The organism is Wenyingzhuangia sp. IMCC45533, from assembly GCF_054111225.1.
In genome coordinates this window covers 795,512-819,828 of the sequence record NZ_CM134197.1, presented here as the reverse complement: position 1 = coordinate 819,828, position 24,317 = coordinate 795,512, and the positions used below count along the sequence as shown (strand labels likewise).

The window sequence follows — 24,317 nt, the reverse complement described above, 5'->3', positions numbered from 1 at the left end:
TTTAACTTCTGGTTTAAATTCTTAGATCGTTTCTTTCTCGAAAGAGATTAAGTTTTGGATAAACATCATGATTTTGTCTAATGCAAAACCAATCAATCCAATCACAAACATGGCTACAATAATTTTTGAGTTTGAATCGTTTGCTCCGTTCTGAAATTCTTCCCATACAAAAGAACCTAATCCTGGAGATTGTGCTAATAATTCAATAGCAATCAATACCATCCAAGCTACAGATAAGGTAATTCTTAAACCTGTAAAAATTAAAGGTAAAGAGGCAGGTAATATCACTTTAAACGTTTTTTGTAAAGGTCTTAGTTTTAAAACTTTTGCTACGTTAATATAGTCTATGTTTACAGAAGCAACTCCCATAGCAGTGTTTACCAATGTTGCCCACATAGAACATAGTCCAACAGATATAAATGAGATGATAAAAGAACTATCACCATCAGAATCTCTTAATAATGTAGTAACAATCATTGTTACTAACAGTAGCCATACTACTGGAGATACGGGTTTAAAAATTTGAATAATCCAAGTAATAGAAGCTCTTAATGTTTCGCTTAAACCTACCACAATACCAATAGGAACGGCAATAAACAGGGCTAATAAAAATCCTGCAAATACGGTTTTTAAACTTGTTTTAATTTGGTCTACAAAAGAGGGTCTACCTGTGTACGTAATTGCTTTTTTACCCTGAGCAACACGTTTTTTGTTCATTTCAAATGTTTTTTCTTTGAATGCTTTTTTATCGGAACGAACCGTTTTAAAATCTACCCATAAAGAATAGAATGCGTTTTTGGTTTGTGCAGGAGACGGTAAAGTAACAGGAATTACTTTTTTTTCTTCAGGTGTTAATCCGCTAAAAATCTCGTAAGATCCATCTTCCTTTTCGATAGCAACGGCATTTACATCATCTTGCTTTGCTAGTTCCTTGTCAGCCATATCATCAGAAATAATAAACTCCCCGTTTAATTTTTCTTTAGCCGATTTAATTAATGAAGCCACTCTTTCTGCTTCTTTATCTCCACTTGCTCTACGAGCGTTTTCTATTTTGTTTTCAGATAAACTATGAAAAAGTGAGTTAGCCCCAACGTTCCATAATAGTAAAAATATAAATATTGAAGCTATGGGAGCTACAATTTTTCTCATGACCTGCTTAGTGTTTTTTTTAGGTTCTTCTCCACTCGCCAAACGAATTAGAGGTTCTAAAAAACCAAGTCCTATAAATTTTACTACTTTAATAGTTGAATCCTTCATAATGTGTTTTGTTTTCCTTAAATGCTATAAATATTCAGTGCTTTAAATAATTTGGAGCGCGATTAAGCGCTCCAAATTTTAACTTAATCTGTTTTGAAGAGGATTAGTCTTTGTTACCAATTTTGAATGAGTTGATGTATCCGATTGGATCTTTACCATCATACTTGTTTCCGTCGATAAAGTCAGTAGTAGCTGGTTTGTATCCATCAGTAGATGGGATGTCAGAAGCAGGAATCTTTCCTTCTTCAACTAACAACTCAGCAGCTTTTTTCCAAATCTCTGGCTTGTAAATATCTTTTGCTTTTTCAGCATACCATTCAGCAGATTTTGTAGTAGGAATTTGTCCCCATCTCCTCATTTGAGTTAAGAACCATACAGCATCAGAATAGAATGGATAAGTTGCATTATAACGGTAGAATACGTTAAAGTCTGGCATTTCTCTTTTGTCTCCTTTTTCGAATTCAAAAGTACCTGTCATAGAGTTTGCCAACACAGCTTCTGGAGCTCCTACGTATTGAGGCATAGATAAAATCTTTACAGCTTCAGTTCTGTTTCCAGGAGCATCTAACCATTGTCCAGCTCTAATTAAAGCTTTAGTAATTGCTACTGTAGTGTTAGGGTATTTTTCAGTAAATTCTTTCGTTAAAACAAATACTTTTTCTGGGTTGTTTTTCCAGATATCGTAGTTAGTAGTTACAGGTACACCAATTCCTTTAGAAACCGCTTGTTGGTTCCAAGGTTCACCCACACAGTATCCGTAGATAGTTCCTGCTTCTAAAGTAGCTGGCATCTGTGGCGGAGGAGTAACAGATAATAATACGTCAGCATCAATTTGTCCTTGAATGTTATCAGCAGAATACATACCTGGGTTGATTCCTGCAGAAGCTAACCAATATCTAATTTCGTAGTTGTGTGTAGATACTGGAAATACCATTCCCATTTTAAATGCTTTTCCTTCATTTTTATACTCAGTAATTACTGGCTTTAAAGCTTCAGCGCTAATTGGGTGTACAGGTTTACCATCTGCATCTTTCTTGACGTGTGGTTTCATACCCTCCCAAACTTTGTTAGAAACTGTAATACCGTTTCCGTTTAAGTCCATAGAGAAAGGAGTTACCAACTCAGCCTGACGTCCAAATCCTGCACCAGCAGCAATTGGCTGACCAGCTAACATATGAGAACCATCTAATTGACCATCAATTACACGGTCTAAAATGTTTTTCCAGTTAGATTGTGCTTCTACAGATACAAACAACCCTTCGTCTTCAAAGAATCCTTTTTCTTTAGCGATTGCTAAAGGAGCCATATCTGTTAATTTAATAAAACCAAAAGTTAACTGAGGTTTTTCAATTTCCAAACTTGTTGTTGCTGCTTCTGGAGCAGCTTCGGTAGTTTTGGTTTCTTTTTTCTTTCCACCACCACAAGATGCTACTAACATAGCGGCTGCGACAAGTGTAGAAGCTTTTAAAAATGTAATTTTCATATTAAGTGTTTTAAATAATTACGTATTGATACTTAGATAAGGCAAAGATATATACGTAGTAATATTCAGTAAATGTTGAATAAACACTACAAAACGAGTTTTTAAACACAAAAAAAACTGCTGATAGGCAGTTTTTTTTTGTGTTAGTGTGTATGTACTTAGTTTTGTTAACTATCTAAGAAGAAATTGTGTTCGGATATTTCTTTCTTTAATTTATTGATGTCTAGTATTTTAATCACTTTTGATTTGGTGAAAATCAAATTTTCCTTTTTTAAGGCAGATAATATACGTATCACTTGTTCATCAGTAGTACCTGCGTAGTCTGCCAACTCTTTTCTAGATAATTCTAGCCCCAAAGTATTTTCTTCTTTATTACCAAACTTTCTGTATATATATAGTAACATATCTATGACTTTTTCTCTAACCGTCATTTGGGACATGGTTTTTACTTTGGTTTCGCTTCTGTTTAACTCTTCTGCGTAAAAGTGCATAAAATCAAAAGTAACTCTTGGTTCCGCTAAAAGTATTTCCTTTAATAAAGAAGTAGAAAAGTTACAGAGAATGGTGTTTTCTAAAGCCGTGGCTCCAATTTTATAAGTTTCTCCCATTCCAAATCCACGATGCCCAATTACTTCTCCGTCTTTAGAAAGTCTTAAAATTTGTTCTTTACCGTTGTATCCAGTTTTAATAACTTTAACTTTTCCGCTATAAATAAAATATAAACCATTTACAGGAGCCCCCTCCATAATAAACTGTCTAGATTTTTTACATTGAATAGTGTGTTTTTGGTTAGTAATATCTGGATTGATATTATTAATGGCTTCTAGATTCTTTTTGATTAAGCATTTTTCGTTGACACAGTCTGAACAGCTATAACTCATTTTTTCTACGTATTTATGATGACAAATGTACTCATTAATTTTGTTAATCTAAGTATTACTACGTATATTTGCATTGTGGTACAAAGTAAAACAAACTTCTTTATATATGAAAACAATTTTAGTAATAGGTAACGGAATGGTAGGTTATAAGTTTTGTGAAAAGCTTATGGCTAAGTCTGAAAGTGGTGATTACAAGGTAGTTGTGTTTGGTGAAGAACCAAGACCAGCGTATGACAGAGTTCACTTAAGCGAGTATTTTGCAGACCAAAATGCTGAGCGTTTAAGTATGGCTCCAAGATCTTGGTACGAAGAAAACGGTATTGAATTAATTACCAACGAACGTGTTACCGACATTCATAGAGATAGTAAAACAATCACTACCATTAGCGATAAACAATACAAATATGACTATTTAGTACTAGCTACAGGATCTTCTGCATTTGTACCTCCAATTCCAGGAGTGGAGAAAAAAGGAGTTTTTGTGTACAGAACTATTGAAGATTTAGATGCTACCATGGCTTATGTGGCCGAAATTAAAAAAGCCAAACCAGATGGGAAAGCCGCTATTTTAGGAGGTGGTTTGTTAGGGTTAGAAGCGGGTAAAGCAATTATTGACATGGGACTTGAGACTTCTGTGGTTGAATTTGCTCCTAGACTAATGCCGAGACAATTAGATAACGATGCTAGTAAATCTTTACAAACAAAATTGGAAGATTTAGGAATTAAGATATTGCTAAGCAAAGGAACTCAAAATATAGAAGGAGATGGTGCCATTACAGGGATGAAATTTTCTGAAGAGGAAACATTACCTGTTGATATGCTATTAGTTTCTGCTGGTATTCGTCCTAGAGATGAGTTGGCTAAGACTTGTGGTTTAGAGGTTGGTACCCGAGGAGGAATTGTGGTAACCAATGATATGAGAACTTCTGATAGCGATATTTTTGCCATTGGTGAGTGTGCTTTATTAAATCAAATGATTTATGGATTGGTGGCTCCTGGTTATGATATGGCTGGTGTAGCAGTAGATCAAATTACAGGAAGTACTGATGCTCAAATGCCAAGTTCTATTGATATGTCTACCAAATTAAAATTGAGTGGTATTGATGTAGCAAGTTTTGGAGATGCTTTAAACGAAAGTGAAGAAGCAGAATCTATAGTTTACGAAAATAAATTTCAAGGGATTTACAAAAAGATTAATGTATCTAAAGATGGTAAAGCCCTATTAGGAGGTATTTTGGTAGGAGATGCTTCTGACTACAATATGTTGCATCAAATATTTTTAAACGGAATGGCTATTCCAGAGAATCCAGAAGATTTAATTTTGGGTGCTCGTGGAGGAGAAGAAGCTTCTTTTGGATCGGCATTAGATTTGCCAGATACAGCAGTAGTTTGTTCGTGTGAAGCTGTTACCAAAGGAGATATTTGTTGCAAAGTAGAAGAAGGAATAACCACCATGAAAGGAATTGCAGCCGAAACTAAGGCAACTACAGGTTGTGGAGGTTGTAAACCAATGGTTTCTGATTTAATTAACGAAACACTTAAAGCACAAGGAGTAACGGTAAAAGAGACAATCTGTGAGCATTTCGATTATTCTCGTCAAGAATTATATGATATTGTAAAAGTAACAGGTGTTAAAACTTACGAAGAGTTATTGGCAAAACATGGTAAAGGTAAGTTAGGTTGTGAAATCTGTAAGCCTTTAGCTTCGTCTTTATTTGCGAGTATCTATGCGGATACAGGAAACGACCACAATCAGTACCAAGATTCTAACGATAAATTCTTAGCGAATATTCAACGTAATGGTACTTATTCAGTAGTGCCAAGAATACCAGGAGGAGAAATTACTCCGGACCAGTTAATCATTTTAGGAGAAATTGGTAAAAAATACGATTTATACACAAAAATTACTGGAGGGGTTCGTATTGACTTCTTTGGAGCAGAATTACATCAATTACCTTTAATTTGGAAAGAACTAATTGATGCTGGATTCGAATCTGGACACGCATATGGTAAATCTTTACGTACGGTTAAAACTTGTGTAGGTTCTACATGGTGCCGTTACGGTATGGATGAATCAGTATCGTTTGGTATTGAAATAGAAAATAGATATAAAGGATTGCGTTCTCCACACAAATTAAAAGGGGGAGTTTCTGGTTGTATTCGTGAGTGTGCTGAGGCAAGAGGAAAAGACTTTGGAATTATTGCCGTAGAAGGTGGATGGAATCTATACATTGGTGGTAATGGAGGAGCTACTCCAAGACATGCGGAGTTATTAGCAGAAAAAATTACCAATGAGGAAGTAATCAAATATACAGACCGTTTCTTAATGTACTATATTAAAACAGCGGGTCCTTTAGTGAGAACTGCTGCTTGGTTAGACAAGATTGATGGAGGTATAGAGCATGTAAAAGATGTAGTTATTAACGATTCTTTGGGACTTTGTGCTGAATTTGATAAAGATATGCAAGGATTAGTTGATGCTTATAAATGTGAGTGGAAAGAAGCTATTGAGAATATTGATGATCAAAACAATCGTTTTGCTCACTTTGTAAATTCGGAAGATAGCGATAGCAATATTGAGTTTGTAGCATTGAGAGATCAAAAAATGCCAAAATTGTGGTCTTAATTTCTAACTATTAAAAACTAAACAAGATGAGTTCAATTCTAGAACAATATAAAACAATAGCAGAATCAGAAGTTAAAACATGGTTCAAAGCAGCTCCAGTTACCAAGTTTCCAGAGAATGGTGGAGCCTGTGTTAAGATAGACGATAAACAAATAGCAGTCTTTAATTTTACTGCAGAAGGTAAGTGGTATGCATCTCAAAATGTATGTCCTCATAAAATGGAAATGGTGATGTCTAGAGGTATGATTGGTGAAGACTGTGGTACTCCTAAAATAGCATGTCCATTACATAAAAAAACATTCTCTCTTGAAACCGGAGAGAACTTAAACGGAGAAGACTATTCTATTGCTGTGTATCCAGTAAAAATAGAAGATGGATTCGTTTACGTAGGTACTAATTAGTAAAATTATATTTTATTAATAAGTTTGTTTTATACTCAATTGAGCTCAATGGTAACATTGGGCTCTTTTTTATAAGCGAGGGATTCTATCATTTAAATATTCAACTCAAAAAAAAATCAAATTAAATTCTTGAATTTAATTTGATTTTTTTGCTTTCTTAAGCAGTCATTTTTTGTTGTAACAATAAAAAATGTTCAGGTTTTAAGTTTCGTTTCGCCTGATCATAGATAGAAACATACATTTCTGGATCTCTGTTTTTTATTCTTTCAATAAGCTTGTAATAGTAAGTGTAACTTAAACTTTTCATATGTTTTTATTATAAGGTTATGAGACAAAATTACGTTAAGTGTATGTTAACTCTGTTGTTCTGAATCAATTACAATACTGTCTTAGAAAATAAAACAATGATTTGTGTCAATTTTAATTTTGAATGTTTGAATAGTATAAATAGTCAGAGAGGTCTAAGAAATATCATCAACTGCAATGTTAAAAGATGGATTAATTTTATACAATAAATAGTCATCGAGAAATGTTGCAATTAACTTACTTCAGTATAGGATTCAAGAAATAAGTGAAATGATACTTGATTATTCGCTTTGACTCAATTAGAAACAAACCACACCAATACAAAGAATTAGAATAAACAACAAACTAGCAAATCAATAATTTTTAAGGTGAGTGCGCTTACAAATCACCGTCAATCTTGGCTTGTTTGATGATGATATCTACAAACATTTTATACGTTGTGTTATTCTTAAAGCTTTTGTTGTCTTTGTTTTTAAACAAATAGGTCATAATCTCATCCACAGAAAAGTGATGTAAACTAACGGGACTATGGTATTTGCTATCAGGTTCGTTTACGTTACTGCTTTTAGAAATATATAAATCATAATATTCTTTAAAACCATGTAACGAATTAAAAAACTTTTCTCTCGTTTTTTTTTGAGGATTACCTTTTTTATTTAAAAAATCGCTAATGGCTTGTTGAGAATCTCCAGTAAGGCTTGCAAGTTCAGATTGACTGATGCCTTTAGTTTTGAGGTAGTTATTTAAGATTTCTCTGAACATGAATTATTTGAAATAAAACTAGTTATTTTCTTGTTTACTTGTTTTTTACTTGTATATTTGTTTTTGTAATTACCGCAATTGCGGATGCTGTAGTTGCATACAGCGTAAAAGTACAAAAAGAATTGGTTTATGAATTCTGAAACAACAAAAAAGAAAAGACAAAGAGCAGCGTCTTTAAATGTAATGAAAAAGACAAATACATTGCTGATTGCTTTAAATGAAGAGTTTGATATATGGAACTCTTCTGATTTTAAACACATAGCTCGGCTAAACAATCCAGAGCTTAGTTTAGAGTCTGACTCAACTTTTAAAACCTTCTTTGGCGGACAGTGTAAAAATCCTGTTCTGTTAGCCAAAATGGAAGTAGTTTATCAAAACTTAAAAAAGAAAAAAATTGGAGGTTAAAGAATTACTTCAAAAAATGCTATGGGGTAGAGTGATGGCTCTCTATAAAAAGCCATGTGCACAACAAAAGCGTTCCGTCTGGGGTTGGATGGAACGTGTTGTGTAAACAACTCAATCACTTTGTATAAAATTACATTCCTACTGTGTAAGTAGGAATTGTATATTTGTAGCCATGTTATCAAAGAAAACAAAATATGGCATAAAGGCATTAACATATCTAGCCAAAAAAAATAGGGGGTGTCCTATTCAAATCTCTGAGATTGCCGAAAGTGAAAGTATTTCTGTTAAGTTTTTAGAACGCATTTTATTAGAACTAAGAAAAGCGGGTGTATTAGACTCAAAGAAGGGAAAAGGAGGAGGTTATTTTTTAGCTAAGTCTCCTGCGGATATTCCAATGACAGAAGTGATAAGGACTCTTGAAGGTCCCATTGCTATGGTACCTTGTGTATCTCTAAATTTTTATAAAAAGTGTGATGATTGTAAAGATGAGAATTTATGTTCAGTAAACAAATTAATGATACAGGTCAGGGACAATACTTTAGAGGTTTTTAGAAACAATTCTCTGCAAGATTTGATAAACATAAATGTTTAACTTGCTAATATGCAAAACGATTTATTATGGGATACACAAAAGTTTTTTCTGGAAGTTTGGTAGAAGTTCAACACGTTAAGCAGGTATTGCAGGAGCGAGGTATAGAGCCTATTGTTAAAGATCATTCTAATTCTGCAATGATGGCCGGTTTCGGTGCGGTTTTACCAAATTATCAAGAGCTCTTTGTGAGGGATGATGAAACAGAAGCGGTATTAAATTTTATTAAAAACATGTAAGTTAGTAGCTTTTAATGTTACTAAATGGCCAAACTTATTTTTATGAAAATTACTTTTGCTTTTTTCTTTATACTGTCTATCTCCTTGGCTAGTGCACAAGAAATGACGAACTATCAACTTCAAAAAATTGTAAGGAGCCAGTCCGATTCAATTTTTAATAAGAGTGTTAATTTTACAGAATTTAAAAAATTAGATAGAAAACTAATTTGTTTAACTGACAGTCTTGCCAACCGAATGAGAATTATTTCTCCAATTTCTAAAGTAGAAGATTTATCGGTAGAACATGTTTTGGCTTCTTTAGCAGCCAATTTTCATACAGCCTTAGACGTAAAGTATGCAGTTTCCGATGGAATTATGTGGTCTGTGTATATACATCCTTTAAAAGAGCTTTCGGAAGTACAGTTAAAAAATGCGGTTATGCAGGTCTACAATGCCAATGTAAGCTTTGGAACTACCTATCAGAGTACCAACTTAATTTTTGGAGGAAAATCTAATGAGTCTGTAGAGGAATCCGCAGAAGAAAACAAAATATAAAATTTATAAATAAAAACATTTATACCAACGAAATATATTATCCTACTTCTTTAGTAGGAATTTTTTATTTTTTATTTTGTTAGCTGTAATATAACTTATATCTTTGCGACCTACTTGTTGTTATTTCCTACTTATTAAGTAGGGTAATAAATAAGAGATAGAAGAACGACAATGATTACAGAAAAAATAATTGAAAATAAGTCTGATGCTAGCTTTAAAGAGTCTAGATCTTCAGAAACACCTATCAGAAGTGTAGTAAAAGCGGTGAGCTGGAGGGTAGTGGGTACTGTAGATACTTTGATAGTCTCTTGGTTTGTAGTTCAAGATGCAAAAACTGCTTCGGCAATAGCTTCTATTGACTTTGTAACAAAAATGATATTGTACTTTTTTCATGAACGTGCGTGGAACGCAATAAAATGGGGTAAAAAATGAGCAAAAAATATACAGAGGAGCAAATAGCTCAATTCAATCAAGATTTACAAGGAAAGACTCCTGCAGAAATTGTTGCATGGGCAATTATTAAAGCAGAAAAACCTGTAATAACAACAAACTTTAGACCTTATGAAGGGGCTATTTTACACGCAGTTACAAGCATCAAACCTTCAATTGATGTAGTTTGGTGTGACACAGGATACAATACTCGTAATACCTACAAACATGCAGAAGAGTTAATTAAATTATTAGATTTAAATATCGATTTATATGTGCCTCAGCAAACTTCATCACATAGAGATGCAGTTATGGGAATTCCTCAAATTGATGACCCTATGCATCAAGTGTTTACGGAACAAGTAAAGTTAGAGCCTTTTAAAAGAGCGATGGCTGCGCATCAACCAGATGTTTGGTTTACCAATTTAAGAAAAGGACAAACTGCGTTTAGAGATTCCATAGAGGTGGTTTCTCAAGATGCCAACGGAGTGTTAAAAGTAAGTCCATTTTACAACTATTCTGATGAGCAATTAGACACTTATTTAGAAGAAAATAATATCCCGAATGAGCACAAATACTTTGATCCAACAAAGGTTTTGGGAAATAGAGAGTGTGGATTGCATAATTAATACTGAGTATTGAGTGCACAGTATTCAGCAAGTCAGTAAAATAGAAAACAAACTAAAATATACGTAGCAGTAGTAAACTTAGTACTTAGTGCTAATTACTTAATACTAAAATAACAAATGAACGATTTAAGAGTAAATACATTAGAAAGCGAAGCCATTTACATCATGAGAGAGGTAGCTGCGCAGTTTGAAAAGCCAGTTCTGTTATTCTCGGGAGGTAAAGATTCTATCACCTTGGTAAGATTGGCTCAAAAAGCCTTTTGGCCTGCTAAAATTCCTTTTCCATTTTTACACGTAGATACAGGACATAACTTTCCAGAAACCGTAGAGTTTAGAGATCGTTTGGCTAAGGAATTGGGGATAGAGTTAATTGTACGTAATGTACAAGACAATATTGATGCTGGTAAGGTAACGGAAGAAACAGGAAAGTATGCTTCTCGTAATATGTTACAAACAGAAACTTTACTAGATGCTATCGAAGAGTTTGGTTTTGATGCTTGTATTGGTGGTGCTCGTAGAGACGAAGAAAAAGCAAGAGCTAAAGAACGTATCTTTTCTGTAAGAAGTGATTTTGGTGAATGGGATGAAAAAAACCAAAGACCAGAATTATTTGATTTACTAAACGGTAAAATAGAATTAGGACAAAACGTAAGATGTTTCCCTATTTCTAACTGGACAGAATTAGATGTATGGTCTTACATAGAAAAAGAAAATATTGAAATCCCTTCAATCTATTTTGCACACAAACGTAAAGTGTTTTTAAGAGACGGAATGATTTGGTCTGCCGAAGATGGTGTCGTGTACCGTGAAGAAGATGAAGAGGTACAAGAAATGATGGTTCGTTTTAGAACTGTAGGAGACATGAGTTGTACGGCAGCTGTATTGTCTGATGCTGTTTCTATCGGTAAGGTAGTAGAAGAAATTAGAGACTCTTCTATCTCTGAGCGTGGTGCAAGAATTGACGATAAGCGTTCTGAAGCAGCGATGGAAAAACGTAAGCAACAAGGATATTTTTAATAGTACAGCGTAATTAGTACAAAGTACAGAGATTATAAAAATTAAAAACATATAAGGTACTCGTAGCAACTGAATTTAGATACTCAGTACTCAGTACTTAATACTATAAAACAAATGGAAGTTTTAAAAATAGCAACAGCAGGAAGTGTAGATGACGGTAAAAGTACGTTGATTGGACGTATTTTATATGATACACGTTCTTTAACAGATGATAAATTAGAAGCCATAGAGCGCACTAGTAAACAGAAAGGATTTGATTATTTAGATTTTTCCTTAGCTACAGACGGTTTGGTGGCAGAAAGAGAGCAAGGAATTACCATTGATGTTGCTCACATTTACTTTTCTACTGCTAAAAAAAGTTACATTATTGCAGATACTCCAGGTCACGTAGAATACACACGTAATATGGTTACGGGTGCTTCTACCTCACAAGCAGCTATCATTTTGGTTGATGCACGTAACGGAGTTATTGAGCAAACTTATCGTCATTTCTTTATCAATAACCTGCTAAAGGTTAAAGATATTGTAGTAGCGGTTAACAAAATGGACTTAGTAGATTTTGCTCAAGATAAGTTTGAAGCAATCAAAGCTGAGATTACAGCATTGGCAGAAAGAGCAGGTTCTACTCAAAATATTACCTACATTCCAGTTTCTGCATTGCAGGGAGATAACGTAGTAGATAGGTCGGATAAAACACCTTGGTATTCAGGTAAAACTTTATTGGAGCATTTAGAAAAATTGGAGGCACAAGACGTTTACGAAGAATCTGTGGCACGTTTACCAGTACAAACTGTGATTCGTCCAAAAACTGAAGATTTTCATGATTTTAGAGGATATGCAGGAAAGTTATACGGAGGAAGTTTATCGGTTGGAGATGAAGTAACTGTGTTACCATCTAAAACAGCATCCAAAGTAAAAGATATTTACTTTTTTGATAAAACGTATCAAACTGCAGAAAGAGGTACTTCTATCAATGTAACGTTAGAAAATGATATCAATATTTCTAGAGGTGATATTATTGTAAAGTCATCTGAATTACCTAGAGAAACCAAAGCATTAGAAGCAAAAGTATGTTGGATGGATGCCACTAATTTGGTAGTAGGAAAAAAGTATTTGTTACAACAAGGAGCTAATGTAATCGCAGCAAAAGTAGCTGCTATTAATGGTGTAATTGCAACAGATTTTTCTGGGGAATCACAAGCTACAGAGTTAAAAGTGAACGAAATTGGAAAGGTTTCATTCAAATTAGCTAAAAACTTGTTTTATGATACTTATGCAGAAAATAAAACCACAGGATCTTTCATTTTAATTGATCCTCAAACGAATAATACATCAGGAGCTGGATTTATTCAGTAACTATAGAATAAGTAAAGAGTACAAAGTAGTAAGTACTAAGCATAAAAATAGATTTAAGAATTAAAGTTTTAGTTTAAAGTTGTTGTAAAAGACTCTGTACTTAGTACTCCGTACTTTTGACTAAAGAAAAAAACAAAGTTTTTAACATGCAAAGTTTTAGATCAGAAATAGAAAATCCTATTGTTCAAAAAGATATTATTGAATTAGGAGATAAAATTCAACAGTTTTACGATGGTAAAATTGATGAAGAAAAATTTAGAAGTTTACGTTTAGCTCGTGGTGTATACGGACAACGTCAGTTTGGAGTGCAAATGATTCGTATCAAATTGCCATACGGAAAAGTAACTTCAGATCAGTTGTTGAGAATTTGTGATGTTTCAGAAGAATATTCAAGAGGACGTTTACATATTACTACTCGTCAGGATATTCAAATTCACTACGTGAGTTTGGATAGAACTCCTGAATTATGGGCAGAGTTAGAAAAAAGCGATATTACTTTGCGTGAAGCTTGTGGTAACGCAGTACGTAACGTAACAGCATCACCAGATGCAGGAATCAATCCAGAGGAGCCGTTTGATGTGACTCCCTATGCAGATGCTGTATTTAAGTTTTTCTTACGTAACCCAATTTGTCAAGAATTAGGACGTAAGTTTAAAGTTTCTTTCTCTTCTGCGGAAGACGATTCAGCTTTATCTTACATGCACGATATAGGATTTATTGCTAAAATTAAAGTAGTAGACGGTAAGCCAGTTTTAGGATTTAAAGTAATGTTAGCAGGTGGATTAGGTTCTCAACCTCGTTTAGCTGATGTGGCTTTTGATTTCTTAGAGTCTAATAAAATAATTCCTTACATGGAATCTATCTTACGTGTGTTTGATAGATACGGTGAGCGATCTAAAAGAGCCAAAGCGCGTTTAAAATTCTTAGTAAAAGATTTAGGATTAGAAGCATTTAATGAGATTGTTGCTAAAGAACAAAAAGCACTTTCTAATCAGTCTGTAGCTATCGTTACAGAAGGTTTTGACAACAATCCTGATGTATCTGCAATCGTAGCACCAGAGGTTTCTATTGATGATGCTGAGGCTTATGAAGCATGGAAAGCAAACAATGTTTTTGCTCAAAAGCAAGAAGGTTTATTTGCGATTGGAATTAAAGTAAATGTTGGAGATTTCTACTTACCAGAAGCTAGAGCTTTAGCGGCATTAATTAAAGAATATGCAGCAGATGAATTACGTTTTACTTTACGTCAAAACATTTTAATTCGTCACGTACGCGAAGATTTATTACCTTTCTTTTACACAAAATTAAAAGAATTAGGATTCACGGATTTAGGATACGAATCTGTAGTAGATGTTACTGCTTGTCCGGGTACAGATACTTGTAACTTGGGAATTGCATCTTCTACAGGAGCAGCACAAGAAATGGAGAAAGTTTTAAGAGCTGAGTACCCTCAATTCGCTAATGAATCCAATCTAGTGATTAAAATTTCTGGATGTATGAACGCTTGTGGACAGCACAACTTGTGTAACATTGGTTTCCAAGGAATGTCTATAAAATCAGGAAAATTAGTAGCTCCAGCCTTACAAGTTTTACTAGGTGGAGGAACTGTTGGAAATGGAGAAGGTAAAATTGCAGATAAAGTAATTAAAGTACCTTCTAAAAGAGGACCAGAAGCATTGAGATTAATCTTAAACGATTATATAGAAAACTCTGGAGGAGCAGACTTTATTGAGTACTACGAATCTAAAGGAGGTCAAAAATATTTCTACGATTTCTTAAAACCATTATCTAGTACTGATGATTTGGTTGAATCTGACTTTATTGATTGGGGTTCTGAAGAAAAGTATGAAAAGGCAGTAGGTACGGGAGAATGTGCTGGTGTTGTGATTGACTTGGTGTCCACTTTATTATTTGACTCCAAAGAAAAATTAGACAACGCTAAAGAAACTTTAGCTGGAAATAAGCTGAGTGATGCCATTTATTTTGCCTATAGTTCTATTGTTCACACAGCAAAAGCTATTTTAACTGCTGAGGGTACAAAAACAAATACACACAACAAAATTATCTCTGACTTTAACGAAATTTTCGTTCAAGGAGGTAAGATTGATTTAGGAACAGATTTTGAATCTTTTGTATATCAAATTAATCAAAACGAACAATCTGAAGCATTTGCAAAATCATACATTGCTGATGCGGAAAAATTCTACAATTTGGTAGATGCATATAGAATTGCAGAATTGGCTGAATAAACGATATAAGAATTTAAGAATTTAAGAATTTGAGGAGTAATAGTTTGCATAGCAAGCAGTAGTTAAGAAGTTTCATAGAGACTTCTTAACTACTAAATAGCGAAGCTATTGCTAACTCCCAAATTTCTTAACTCCCTAAAAAGTATGAGTAAAGGAAAATTAACATTAGTAGGAGCAGGGCCAGGAGATCCAGAGCTAATTACTTTAAAAGGAGTAAGGGCTCTTAATGAAGCTGATGTTGTTTTATATGATGCTTTGGCTAACGAACAGTTGTTGGAGCACGCACCTAATGCAGAAAAAATCTTTGTTGGAAAACGAAGAGGAATGCATAAGTTCATTCAAGAAAAAATACAAGAATTGATAGTGGAGCACGCAATTCAAGGAAAGCACGTGGTAAGACTAAAAGGAGGAGATCCTTTTATTTTTGGACGTGGAGCAGAGGAATTGAAGTATGTGCTAAGCAAAGGAATTGATTTTGATATTGTATCGGGAGTAACCTCAGCAATTGCAGCACCAGCTAGTTTTGGAATTTCGTTGACCCAAAGAGGGGTAAACGAGAGTTTTAGAGTTATTACAGGAACAACCTCTGATGTTGAACTTAGTGAAGATATTGAAGCAGCAGCAGGATCCAACGTAACTATCGTCGTGTTAATGGGGATGAGTAAGCTAGAAAAAATAGTAAACGCATTCTTAGCTCATGGCAAAACAGAAATTCCTGTTGCCATTATAGAAAACGGTACTTGGGATAAGGAAAGATTGGCCATAGGAAAAATAGATACGATTCTAGAAATCATCAATCAAAAAGGATTAACCAATCCATCTATGATTGTGATAGGAGAAACAGTAAAAGAAAGCGAAGTTTTATATAGCTATTTGTTAAATAAAAAAGGATTAAGTCTCTAATGGAAAAAAATCAGTTATACCCAGTCTTTTTAAAAGTTACTGCTTTGAATGTTTTGGTAGTAGGAGGTGGAAATGTAGCATTAGAGAAAATATCTTTCATGTTAAAATCTAGTCCTGATGCTAGAATAACAATGATTTCTCCTATGTATAGAGAAGAAACCATAGAAAAAGCAGATAGCGCAGCCAATGTTCGTAGAGTTATTGGGAAATACGATAGCAGTATGTTAGAAGGAAAACATATCGTAATTGCGACAACAGATTTACCAAGTGTAAACTTAAAAGTTTATAACGACTGTAAAGAAAGGTCTATTTTGGTAAACTTGGCAGATAATCCCCCTTATTGTGACTTTTACATGGGAGGAATAGTGACCAAAGGAAATGTTAAAATAGGGATTTCTACTAACGGAAAATCTCCTACCATGGCTAAGCGATTACGTCAGTTCTTTGAGTCTGTTTTACCAGAAAACATTGATGATTTGGCAGAGTACTTAAATAAGTACAGAGATACCATCAAAGGAAACTTTGAGGAGAAAGTAGACAAAATGAACGAATTTACTAAAGGTTTAGTTGGAGACGTTAAAAATAAGATAAAAGAGTAATTAATAGTGATTGATTGGAAAATTATTACGATTTTTGCAGTCATTATTTAAAATGAGAATAAATAAAAAACTAAGATAATGATCAAGACAGATATCTTAATTATTGGAGCAGGTCCGTGTGGAATGTTTACTGTGTTTGAAGCGGGATTATTAAAATTGCGTTGTCATTTAATTGATGCATTACCTCAAGCAGGGGGTCAGTGTTCCGAAATTTACCCAAAGAAACCTATTTATGATATTCCAGCTTATCCAGAAGTGTTAGCAGGGGATTTAATAGATAATTTAGCAGAGCAAATTAAGCCTTTTCAACCAGGATATACTTTAGGAGAAAGAGCGGAAACCATTGAAAAATTAGAAGATAATTCTTTTTTAGTAACAACCAATAAAGGTACAGAGCACAATGCTCCCGTAGTTTTTATTGCAGGAGGTTTAGGTTCTTTTGAGCCACGTAAGCCACCTATTAAAGAATTGGTAGATTTTGAAGATAAAGGAGTGGAGTATATTATTCGTGATCCAGAATTATATCGTGACAAGCGCGTAGTAATTTCAGGAGGAGGAGATTCTGCTTTAGACTGGGCTATTTTCTTGTCAGATGTAGCTAGCGAAGTATCTTTAGTTCACCGTAGAAACGATTTCCGTGGTGCTTTAGACTCTGTAGAAAAAGTAGTTGAATTGTCTAAGTCAGGTAAAATCAACCTAATTACAGAGGCTGAGGTTAAAGGAATTAATGGAGATGGAAAAGTTGAATCGGTTTTAATCAAACATAAAAAAGATGGTGACATCGTAAAAGAGTGTGATCACTTTATTCCATTATTTGGATTATCTCCTAAATTAGGGCCAATTGCTAATTGGGGATTAGAGATTGAGAAAAATGCCATCAAAGTAAACAATGCAGTAGATTACTCTACCAACAGAGAAGGTATTTATGCAATTGGAGATGTAAATACGTATCCAGGAAAATTAAAACTAATCTTGTGTGGTTTCCATGAAGCTACCATTGCTTTACAATCAGCATACAACATTATTCACCCAGGAAAACGTAATGTAATGAAGTATACTACGGTAAATGGAGTAGAAGGTTTTGATGGAGAAAAGAAAGAAGCTAAAAAAGCAGCAGTGATTAAAATATAATTTTAAATTTTATTTTAAATAAAAGATAAGCCACTTTTAACAATTTTGTTAAAAGTGGTTTTTTTATGCAAGTGTACTTAGAAATTGAAACTTCTACACTAGATACGATTAAATTCAAGATAGGCTTCATTGTACTAACAAAGCTGTTAGTATTTTACTTATTTTTATAGAAAAATAAAACATGACCTTATTAGTAGTTTATGCTGTTTTATCCATCTTTTTTTCCTTTTTATGCTCTATTCTAGAGGCCGTTTTATTAAGTATATCTCCTACTTTTATAAATGTTAAAAAGCAAGAAGGAAAATCTTATGCATCAAAATTAGAAGTATTTAAAAAGGATGTTGATAAGCCGTTAATAGCAATTTTAACAATTAATACGGTTGCACATACAGTAGGTGCTATTTTAGTGGGTGCGCAAGCTAAAAAGGTGTTTAACGATGATGGTAATGGGGTTTTTATTGTCTCTGTGGCTATGACTATTTTGATCCTTGTAGCTTCCGAAATTATTCCTAAAACTATAGGAGCAACTTATTGGAAATCGTTAGCAAGTTTTACAACCAGAACACTAGAGATTTTAATTTTTGCATGCAAATACACACTTATCCTTTGGGTATTGCAGCTATTTACTAAGCTTTTTGGGAAAGGAGGGCATGGAGAAAGTATCTTAAGTAAGGAAGATTTTTCGGTAATGACGGACATTGCTGAAAAAGAAGGTGTTTTCAAAAAAAACGAAAGTCAAGTAATTAAAAACTTGTTGAGTTTTGACGAAGTTGCAGTAAGACATATCATGACTCCAAGAACCGTATTACAAACCGCAGATAGTTCCCAAACTATCCAATCTTTTGTTGAAGAAAACAAAAAGCTAATGTTTTCTAGAATTCCAATCTACACAGATCATCCTGATAATATTAAGGGATATGTGTTGAAAAATCAGTTACTAGAGGCTTTAATTGATGGAGAAGGAGATAAAACATTAGAGATTATTCAACGAGATATTATGGTGGTTAATAGAGATATAGCAATACCTCAGATCTTTAAAAATTTAATAGATAAAAAAGAACACATTGCTTTAGTTGTAGACGAGTATGGTTCTACGGTAGGAGTTGTAACCCAAGAAGATATTATTGAAACTCTTTTGGGTTTAGAGATTATGGATGAGAGCGATCACGTAAAAGACTTACAGATTTTAGCCAAAAAAAACTGGGAAGAAAGAGCAAAGAGTTTAGGTATAAATTCTGATATAAAATGAATGGTTGATATAAGAAAATCAATATAAGCTATTTACTTTAAAATTCCTTTTCCTAATTAATCCCTACATTGTATCTTTGCACCTCAAATTTAAGAACATAAATAATCAAATTTCAGTATTATGTCTGATATTACAGTTAAAATCAAGGATAGAGAAGGAGTAGTACATGAGTTACAAGCCCCTACAGATATGGCAATGAACCTTATGGAGCTTTGCAAAGCATATGAATTGCCTGTAGAAGGTACTTGTGGTGGTATGGCTATGTGTGCATCTTGTCAATGCTATGTAATATCTGATCATGAATTACCTGAAATGGGAGAGGCTGAAGAGGATATGTTAGATCAAGCATTTTACGTAGAAGATAACAGTCGTTTAGGGTGTCAGATTCCTATTACGGAAGCGTTAGACGGTTTAGAAATTGAATTGGCTCCTGAGAGCGAGGTTTAATGAACTGTAAATAATATTCAAGAGCCTTTCGTATCGAAAGGCTTTTTTAGTTTTAGTGAAACTTAAAAATAATATCTTTGTGTCTTAAGAAGTAAGACTTAAATCAGTTTGTTATGGTGAAAATAGGTGATATAGAGTTATGTGATTTTCCTTTATTGCTAGCTCCTATGGAAGATGTCAGTGATCCTCCCTTTAGAGCGTTGTGTAAAGAACAAGGTGCTGATTTGGTTTATACGGAGTTTATATCTTCTGAAGGTTTGATTAGAGATGCAGCTAAAAGCGTAAAGAAATTAGATATATATGAAAAAGAAAGACCTGTGGGTATCCAAATTTTTGGAGCCAATTTAGAATCTATGTTGCGTACCGTGGAAATTGTAGAGCAATCTAAACCAGATATTATTGATATCAACTTTGGATGTCCCGTAAAAAAAGTGGTCAGCAAAGGTGCAGGTGCAGGAATTTTGAAAGATGTTGATTTAATGGTACAGCTTACCCAAGAAATGGTAAAGCACACAAATTTGCCTATCACCGTTAAAACACGTTTGGGGTGGGATGAAAATTCTATTATGATAGAAGAAGTTGCAGAGAGGTTACAGGATGTAGGATGTGCAGCTATTTCTATTCATGGTAGAACAAGAGCTCAAATGTATAAGGGAGATGCCGATTGGACTAGAATTGCAGCGGTAAAGAACAACCCTAGAATGCATATTCCTGTATTTGGTAACGGCGATGTAAATACTCCTGAAAGAGCTGTTAAAATGAGAGACGAATACGGCCTAGACGGTTGTATGATTGGGAGAGCTAGTATTGGAAATCCTTGGTTTTTTAAAGAAGTTAAACATTTTATAGCTACAGGAGAACATTTACCTATAGCCTCTATTGCTGATAGAGTTGCTGTGGCAAGAAGACATTTAGAAATGGAAATTGCATGGAAAGAGAATGAAATACAGGCAGTTATGGAAACTAGAAGGCATTATGCTAATTACTTTAAAGGGATTAGAGATTTTAAAAATTACAGAATAAGATTGGTTACAGAGGATTCTGCACAGGGAGTTTACGATGTGATGAACGAAATTTTAGACAGATTTGGACATGTAGAGAATTTGATGCAGCCATAATCAAACAGAATCATATGGTTTGAGTAAAACACTAAAAAGCTTTTTAAGAAATTAAAGAGCTTTTTTAAATTTTGGAGACAAACTTTTTAGAGATTCTACTACTCGCTAGCAAACTTGCTAAAGCTCCAAATACAATGATGGTTAAACACACAATCCAAACATTTTTTATTTCAAAAGCTACGGGATAGGGAATGGAGGTATTAATCATAATCAAGCCCAACTCGAGTTGTAAGTATATCAATGCAATCCCCAATAACAAACCTATTAACATTCCCGTAATGTTGAGTAAAAAACCATAAACGGTAAAAATCTGCCTAACGCTTTTAATGTTGGCACCCATATTTAAAAGCGTTTTGATATCTTTTTTCTTGTCCACAATCACCATAATAATGGTACCACTGGTATTAGATAAAACCATAATAACTACTAGCAATGAAACTAGGTAAGCAATTAATTTTTCGGAATTCAAAATTTTATAGAATGACCCATTAATCTCTTCTCGCCTAGTTACGTTGTATTCCGTAAGATTTGTCTTTAAATCATTAATTAAACTGTTTAACTCTTCTGAGTTGTTTATTTTAAGATCCACATAACTAACCTCGTTTACTCTTTTTCCTAGTAGCTTTTGCGCAAGTTTTAGTGGGACATAACAAATGCTTTTATCGTCTTGATTTTGATTAGAAAAAACACCAATCACTTGAGGTTTTACTGTTCTAAAGGCATTTTTTGGATTGGTAATATATCCTTTACCTGTTTTAGGAACATAAATTTGTAGCCTGTCAGTATATACATTTAAGTCCAAAGCTCTTGTTAACGGATAATCTACGATACAAGCATTAGAACTTTCCGCAGAAAACCACTCGCCCACCATCATTAAAGAATCAATAGGGGTGGTTTCTTTAAATAAGCTATCTACCCCTTTTACAAAAGCAATTTCTTCTTTATCATTACTTTTAAAAAAAGCCCTTTCTTCAAGAATTTTAGTGGTAATAAAGTCAAAGTCTTGGTGTGGTAATTTGGAGATAAAAGAACTATCAGTTAGAAAAGTTTTTCCTTTGCTGGCAGTAATTCTAATATCTGGAGTGTTTTTGTCTAAAATATTAAGACTGTAATTCTTAATCCCGGTAAAAACTGACAGCACGATAAACAAAGCCATGGTACCTGCTACAACCCCCAAAGAAGCTAAAATGGTAACAATATTAATAATATTATTACCACTTTTAGATTTTAGATATCGTTGAGCTATATATAGCGAGAATTTCAAAAGGCTATGATTTTTTTCTTTTATCTAATATTTCTGGATTGTGGATAGGATTTACATCTTTTCCGTTTAGAGAGTCGTCAATGTTTTCAATATAATCCAAAGAATCATCACCAAAAAATAAGAGGTTAGGCATTCTTCTCAGCTGGTGCTTTGTACGCTGTGCCAATTCATGACGGATGGCAGGAGTGTTGGCAGTAACTGCTTTTAGGATAGCTTCTCTTTTATCAGAAGGAAATACACTTAGATAGGCCTTGGCTTGTCCCAAATCTGCTGTTACAGATACTTTAGATACAGAAATAATAACACCACGTAAACCATTACGAGCATCCGCTTGTAAAACTTCAGCTAAATCTTTTTGAATGACACCAGCAATTTTCTTTTGTCTATTTGTTTCTTCCATGCAACAAAGATACGATTATGAATGATAACCTAAATATTAATTATAAATATTGACAAGAAAGAAATGATAAACTTTAATTTTTGATTTATACATAGTACCTTGCAGCAAAATACCAAAATAGTACGATGTCTAAATCATTTGAAAAATATCAAAAAAGACGATTGTTAGCCTCTTACCTGTCTGTTGTACTGAGTATAACAATGGTCTTATTAATGGTTGGTTTTTTAGGTTTAACAGTTTTAAAGTATAGAAAGTTAAGTGGTTATTTTAAGGAAAAAGTATCAGTTACTTTATACCTAAAAAATGACATGAAAGACACTGAGAAAATAGGATTAGAAACTTATTTGCAGGACAAAGAGTACGTTAATAAAATTAATTTTGTCTCTAGAAAACAAGCTGCCGAAGAGTTTAGTAAAGATATTGGAGAAGATTTTTTAACTTTTTTAGGAGACAATCCTTTAAAAAGCTACTACGAAATTGGTTTAAAGGCAGATTTTGTGAGCCCAGGTCAACTCATTTACATTGCTAAGGAATTAGAGAAAAATGCTTTTATAGATGAGGTTGCTTATGATGCTCCGCTGGTTGATTTGTTAACTAAAAATATTAAAGCCATAGGGTTTTGGCTAGTTGTGGGTGCTTCTGTGTTGGCTTTTATCGCCATTTTGTTACTCAACAGTTCTATAAGGTTATCTATTTATTCTAAGAGATTTACCATTAAAACGATGCAAATGGTAGGGGCTACCAAGTCGTTTATCAGAAAACCGTTTATATGGACGAGTGTTCGCTTAGGTTTATTAGGGGCTTTATTTGCCTCTTTGATGATTGTTGCTTTTTGTTATAAAGTAGATGATAAACTACCTGCATTGGCTCTTTTAGATGACACACAAGTATTGTCTATGGTAATAAGTGGTGTCTTTTTGGTGGCTGTTATGATTACAACATTTAGTTCTTTTGTGGCTACACAGCGTTTTTTACGATTAAAAACAGATCAATTATATTTTTAAGATATGAAAGGAAAATTTGCATCAGACTTTGTGTTTGGTAAGAAAAACTATCAGTTAATGGTATTGGGCTTGATTGTGATTGCCATCGGATTTATATTAATGTCTGGAGGGGGGTCAAATAACCCAGCGGTGTTTAATGAAGAGATTTATAATTTTAGAAGAATAAGATTAGCACCAACTTTGGTTTTAATTGGCTTTGGAATTGAGATTTGGGCAATCTTAGCGAACCCATCAAAAAAATAAGATGGGATTAATAGAAGCTATTATTTTAGGAATTATTCAAGGACTTACAGAATTTCTACCCGTATCCTCTAGCGGACATTTAGAGCTAGCAAAATACATTTTGGGAGACACTTCGGTGCCAGAAGAGAGTTTAACTTACACAGTAGTACTTCACTTTGCTACAGCTCTAAGTACTTTAGTAATCTTTAGAAAAGAAGTATCTCAGATTTTGAAAGGCTTGTTTCAGTTTAAAATAAACGACGAATTTTGGTTCTCCTTAAAAATTGTAATCTCCATGATTCCTGCCGTATTTGTAGGTCTAATGTTTGAAGAAGAGCTAGAGTCTTTTTTTGGAGGAAAAATATTATTAGTAGGGGCTATGTTGTTAGTTACCGCTTTGCTATTGTTGCTCGCAGATAGAGCCAAAACCACAAATAAAGATGTTACTGTGGCGGGTTCTATAATTATAGGTATTTCACAAGCCATTGCAATGCTACCTGGAATATCCAGATCTGGAGCGACCATTTCCACTTCAGTTCTTTTAGGTGTAGATAGAAACAAAGCAGCTAAATTTTCTTTCTTAATGGTTGTACCCCTAATACTAGGAAAAATAGCCAAAGATGTTCTAGGTGGAGATATTCATTTTGCTTCCCAAGAAATGATACCTATGGGAGCTGGTTTTTTTGCTGCTTTTTTTGCAGGTTTGTTAGCATGTAAGTGGATGATTGCTTTGGTTAAAAGAAGCAAATTAATTTACTTTTCCATTTACTGTGCAATCGTTGGTTTGGTTGCCATCACTTATACATTTATAAAATAA

At 33.8% G+C, this 24,317-nt stretch carries 26 protein-coding genes; 20 read left to right on the top strand and 6 right to left on the bottom strand.

Features of this window, described 5'->3' with window-relative positions:
• Window positions 1-21: 21 nt before the first annotated feature.
• The 3 genes from ACXGQW_RS03620 to ACXGQW_RS03610 form a co-directional block, all read right to left on the bottom strand.
• Entirely contained in the window at window positions 22-1,257 is a 1,236-nt protein-coding gene (locus ACXGQW_RS03620) for an ABC transporter permease (protein WP_457823737.1), read from the bottom strand.
• A gap of 103 nt (window positions 1,258-1,360) precedes the next feature.
• On the bottom strand, window positions 1,361-2,740 hold the full coding sequence (locus tag ACXGQW_RS03615) for a CmpA/NrtA family ABC transporter substrate-binding protein (RefSeq protein ID WP_457823736.1): 1,380 nt from the start codon (window positions 2,738-2,740) through the stop codon (window positions 1,361-1,363).
• A 167-nt stretch (window positions 2,741-2,907) separates the two neighbouring features.
• A complete protein-coding gene (locus ACXGQW_RS03610) occupies window positions 2,908-3,621 on the bottom strand; it encodes a Crp/Fnr family transcriptional regulator (RefSeq protein WP_457823735.1) in 714 nt (237 codons plus the stop codon).
• Window positions 3,622-3,727: 106 nt separating this feature from the next.
• On the opposite strand from ACXGQW_RS03610, the gene nirB reads away from it, so the two are divergent.
• Both nirB and nirD read left to right on the top strand, forming a co-directional pair.
• Complete coding sequence (nirB, locus tag ACXGQW_RS03605; protein WP_457823734.1) at window positions 3,728-6,247, top strand: nitrite reductase large subunit NirB; 2,520 nt, start codon at window positions 3,728-3,730, stop codon at window positions 6,245-6,247.
• Window positions 6,248-6,273: 26 nt separating this feature from the next.
• Window positions 6,274-6,648: a nitrite reductase small subunit NirD gene (gene nirD / locus ACXGQW_RS03600; RefSeq protein ID WP_457823733.1), complete on the top strand. Its 375-nt coding sequence runs from the start codon at window positions 6,274-6,276 to the stop codon at window positions 6,646-6,648.
• 684 nt (window positions 6,649-7,332) lie between these two features.
• Here the strand turns inward: nirD and ACXGQW_RS03595 are convergent.
• Complete coding sequence (locus tag ACXGQW_RS03595; protein ID WP_457823732.1) at window positions 7,333-7,716, bottom strand: helix-turn-helix domain-containing protein; 384 nt, start codon at window positions 7,714-7,716, stop codon at window positions 7,333-7,335.
• 129 nt (window positions 7,717-7,845) lie between these two features.
• Here ACXGQW_RS03595 and ACXGQW_RS03590 point away from each other — a divergent pair, with 129 nt between their 5' ends.
• From ACXGQW_RS03590 to dusB, 15 genes are all read left to right on the top strand, one after another.
• On the top strand, window positions 7,846-8,121 hold the full coding sequence (locus ACXGQW_RS03590; RefSeq protein ID WP_457823731.1) for a hypothetical protein: 276 nt from the start codon (window positions 7,846-7,848) through the stop codon (window positions 8,119-8,121).
• A gap of 172 nt (window positions 8,122-8,293) precedes the next feature.
• The gene (locus tag ACXGQW_RS03585) at window positions 8,294-8,713 is read left to right on the top strand and encodes an RrF2 family transcriptional regulator (RefSeq protein ID WP_457823730.1); all 420 of its coding nucleotides are present in this window, start codon (window positions 8,294-8,296) and stop codon (window positions 8,711-8,713) included.
• A gap of 26 nt (window positions 8,714-8,739) precedes the next feature.
• Window positions 8,740-8,949 (top strand): putative signal transducing protein, encoded by a 210-nt coding sequence (locus ACXGQW_RS03580; RefSeq protein WP_457823729.1) that lies wholly within the window; start codon window positions 8,740-8,742, stop codon window positions 8,947-8,949.
• A gap of 42 nt (window positions 8,950-8,991) precedes the next feature.
• On the top strand, window positions 8,992-9,483 hold the full coding sequence (locus ACXGQW_RS03575; RefSeq protein WP_457823728.1) for a hypothetical protein: 492 nt from the start codon (window positions 8,992-8,994) through the stop codon (window positions 9,481-9,483).
• A 171-nt stretch (window positions 9,484-9,654) separates the two neighbouring features.
• Complete coding sequence (locus ACXGQW_RS03570; RefSeq protein WP_457823727.1) at window positions 9,655-9,915, top strand: DUF2061 domain-containing protein; 261 nt, start codon at window positions 9,655-9,657, stop codon at window positions 9,913-9,915.
• Window positions 9,912-10,541: a phosphoadenosine phosphosulfate reductase domain-containing protein gene (locus tag ACXGQW_RS03565; RefSeq protein WP_457823726.1), complete on the top strand. Its 630-nt coding sequence runs from the start codon at window positions 9,912-9,914 to the stop codon at window positions 10,539-10,541. Before ACXGQW_RS03570 ends, ACXGQW_RS03565 begins: the two co-directional genes overlap by 4 nt.
• A gap of 117 nt (window positions 10,542-10,658) precedes the next feature.
• Window positions 10,659-11,558 carry a sulfate adenylyltransferase subunit CysD gene (gene cysD, locus ACXGQW_RS03560; RefSeq protein ID WP_457823725.1) on the top strand — a complete coding sequence of 300 codons (900 nt, stop codon included), beginning with the start codon at window positions 10,659-10,661 and terminating at the stop codon, window positions 11,556-11,558.
• 114 nt (window positions 11,559-11,672) lie between these two features.
• Window positions 11,673-12,914 carry a sulfate adenylyltransferase subunit 1 gene (locus tag ACXGQW_RS03555; RefSeq protein WP_457823724.1) on the top strand — a complete coding sequence of 414 codons (1,242 nt, stop codon included), beginning with the start codon at window positions 11,673-11,675 and terminating at the stop codon, window positions 12,912-12,914.
• A 146-nt stretch (window positions 12,915-13,060) separates the two neighbouring features.
• Entirely contained in the window at window positions 13,061-15,163 is a 2,103-nt protein-coding gene (locus tag ACXGQW_RS03550) for a nitrite reductase (protein ID WP_457823723.1), read from the top strand.
• A 144-nt stretch (window positions 15,164-15,307) separates the two neighbouring features.
• Window positions 15,308-16,066: a uroporphyrinogen-III C-methyltransferase gene (gene cobA, locus ACXGQW_RS03545; protein WP_457823722.1), complete on the top strand. Its 759-nt coding sequence runs from the start codon at window positions 15,308-15,310 to the stop codon at window positions 16,064-16,066.
• On the top strand, window positions 16,066-16,665 hold the full coding sequence (locus ACXGQW_RS03540; protein WP_457823721.1) for a precorrin-2 dehydrogenase/sirohydrochlorin ferrochelatase family protein: 600 nt from the start codon (window positions 16,066-16,068) through the stop codon (window positions 16,663-16,665). Before cobA ends, ACXGQW_RS03540 begins: the two co-directional genes overlap by 1 nt.
• A gap of 78 nt (window positions 16,666-16,743) precedes the next feature.
• On the top strand, window positions 16,744-17,796 hold the full coding sequence (locus ACXGQW_RS03535; RefSeq protein ID WP_457823720.1) for an NAD(P)/FAD-dependent oxidoreductase: 1,053 nt from the start codon (window positions 16,744-16,746) through the stop codon (window positions 17,794-17,796).
• 181 nt (window positions 17,797-17,977) lie between these two features.
• Window positions 17,978-19,045: a CNNM domain-containing protein gene (locus ACXGQW_RS03530; protein ID WP_457823719.1), complete on the top strand. Its 1,068-nt coding sequence runs from the start codon at window positions 17,978-17,980 to the stop codon at window positions 19,043-19,045.
• Window positions 19,046-19,165: 120 nt separating this feature from the next.
• Complete coding sequence (locus ACXGQW_RS03525) at window positions 19,166-19,492, top strand: 2Fe-2S iron-sulfur cluster-binding protein (RefSeq protein WP_457823718.1); 327 nt, start codon at window positions 19,166-19,168, stop codon at window positions 19,490-19,492.
• 113 nt (window positions 19,493-19,605) lie between these two features.
• Window positions 19,606-20,610: a tRNA dihydrouridine synthase DusB gene (gene dusB, locus ACXGQW_RS03520; protein WP_457823717.1), complete on the top strand. Its 1,005-nt coding sequence runs from the start codon at window positions 19,606-19,608 to the stop codon at window positions 20,608-20,610.
• 64 nt (window positions 20,611-20,674) lie between these two features.
• On the opposite strand, the gene ACXGQW_RS03515 is transcribed toward dusB, so the two are convergent.
• On the bottom strand, window positions 20,675-21,874 hold the full coding sequence (locus tag ACXGQW_RS03515; RefSeq protein ID WP_457823716.1) for an ABC transporter permease: 1,200 nt from the start codon (window positions 21,872-21,874) through the stop codon (window positions 20,675-20,677).
• 4 nt (window positions 21,875-21,878) lie between these two features.
• Complete coding sequence (gene rbfA / locus ACXGQW_RS03510) at window positions 21,879-22,274, bottom strand: 30S ribosome-binding factor RbfA (protein WP_457823715.1); 396 nt, start codon at window positions 22,272-22,274, stop codon at window positions 21,879-21,881.
• Between the two features lie 125 nt (window positions 22,275-22,399).
• Between rbfA and ACXGQW_RS03505 the strand changes: the two genes are divergently transcribed.
• The 3 genes from ACXGQW_RS03505 to ACXGQW_RS03495 are packed head-to-tail and all read left to right on the top strand — an operon-like array spanning window position 22,400 to window position 24,317.
• Entirely contained in the window at window positions 22,400-23,278 is an 879-nt protein-coding gene (locus ACXGQW_RS03505) for a cell division protein FtsX (protein ID WP_457823714.1), read from the top strand.
• 3 nt (window positions 23,279-23,281) lie between these two features.
• The gene (locus tag ACXGQW_RS03500) at window positions 23,282-23,521 is read left to right on the top strand and encodes a DUF3098 domain-containing protein (protein ID WP_457823713.1); all 240 of its coding nucleotides are present in this window, start codon (window positions 23,282-23,284) and stop codon (window positions 23,519-23,521) included.
• 1 nt (window position 23,522) lies between these two features.
• On the top strand, window positions 23,523-24,317 hold the full coding sequence (locus ACXGQW_RS03495; RefSeq protein ID WP_457823712.1) for an undecaprenyl-diphosphate phosphatase: 795 nt from the start codon (window positions 23,523-23,525) through the stop codon (window positions 24,315-24,317).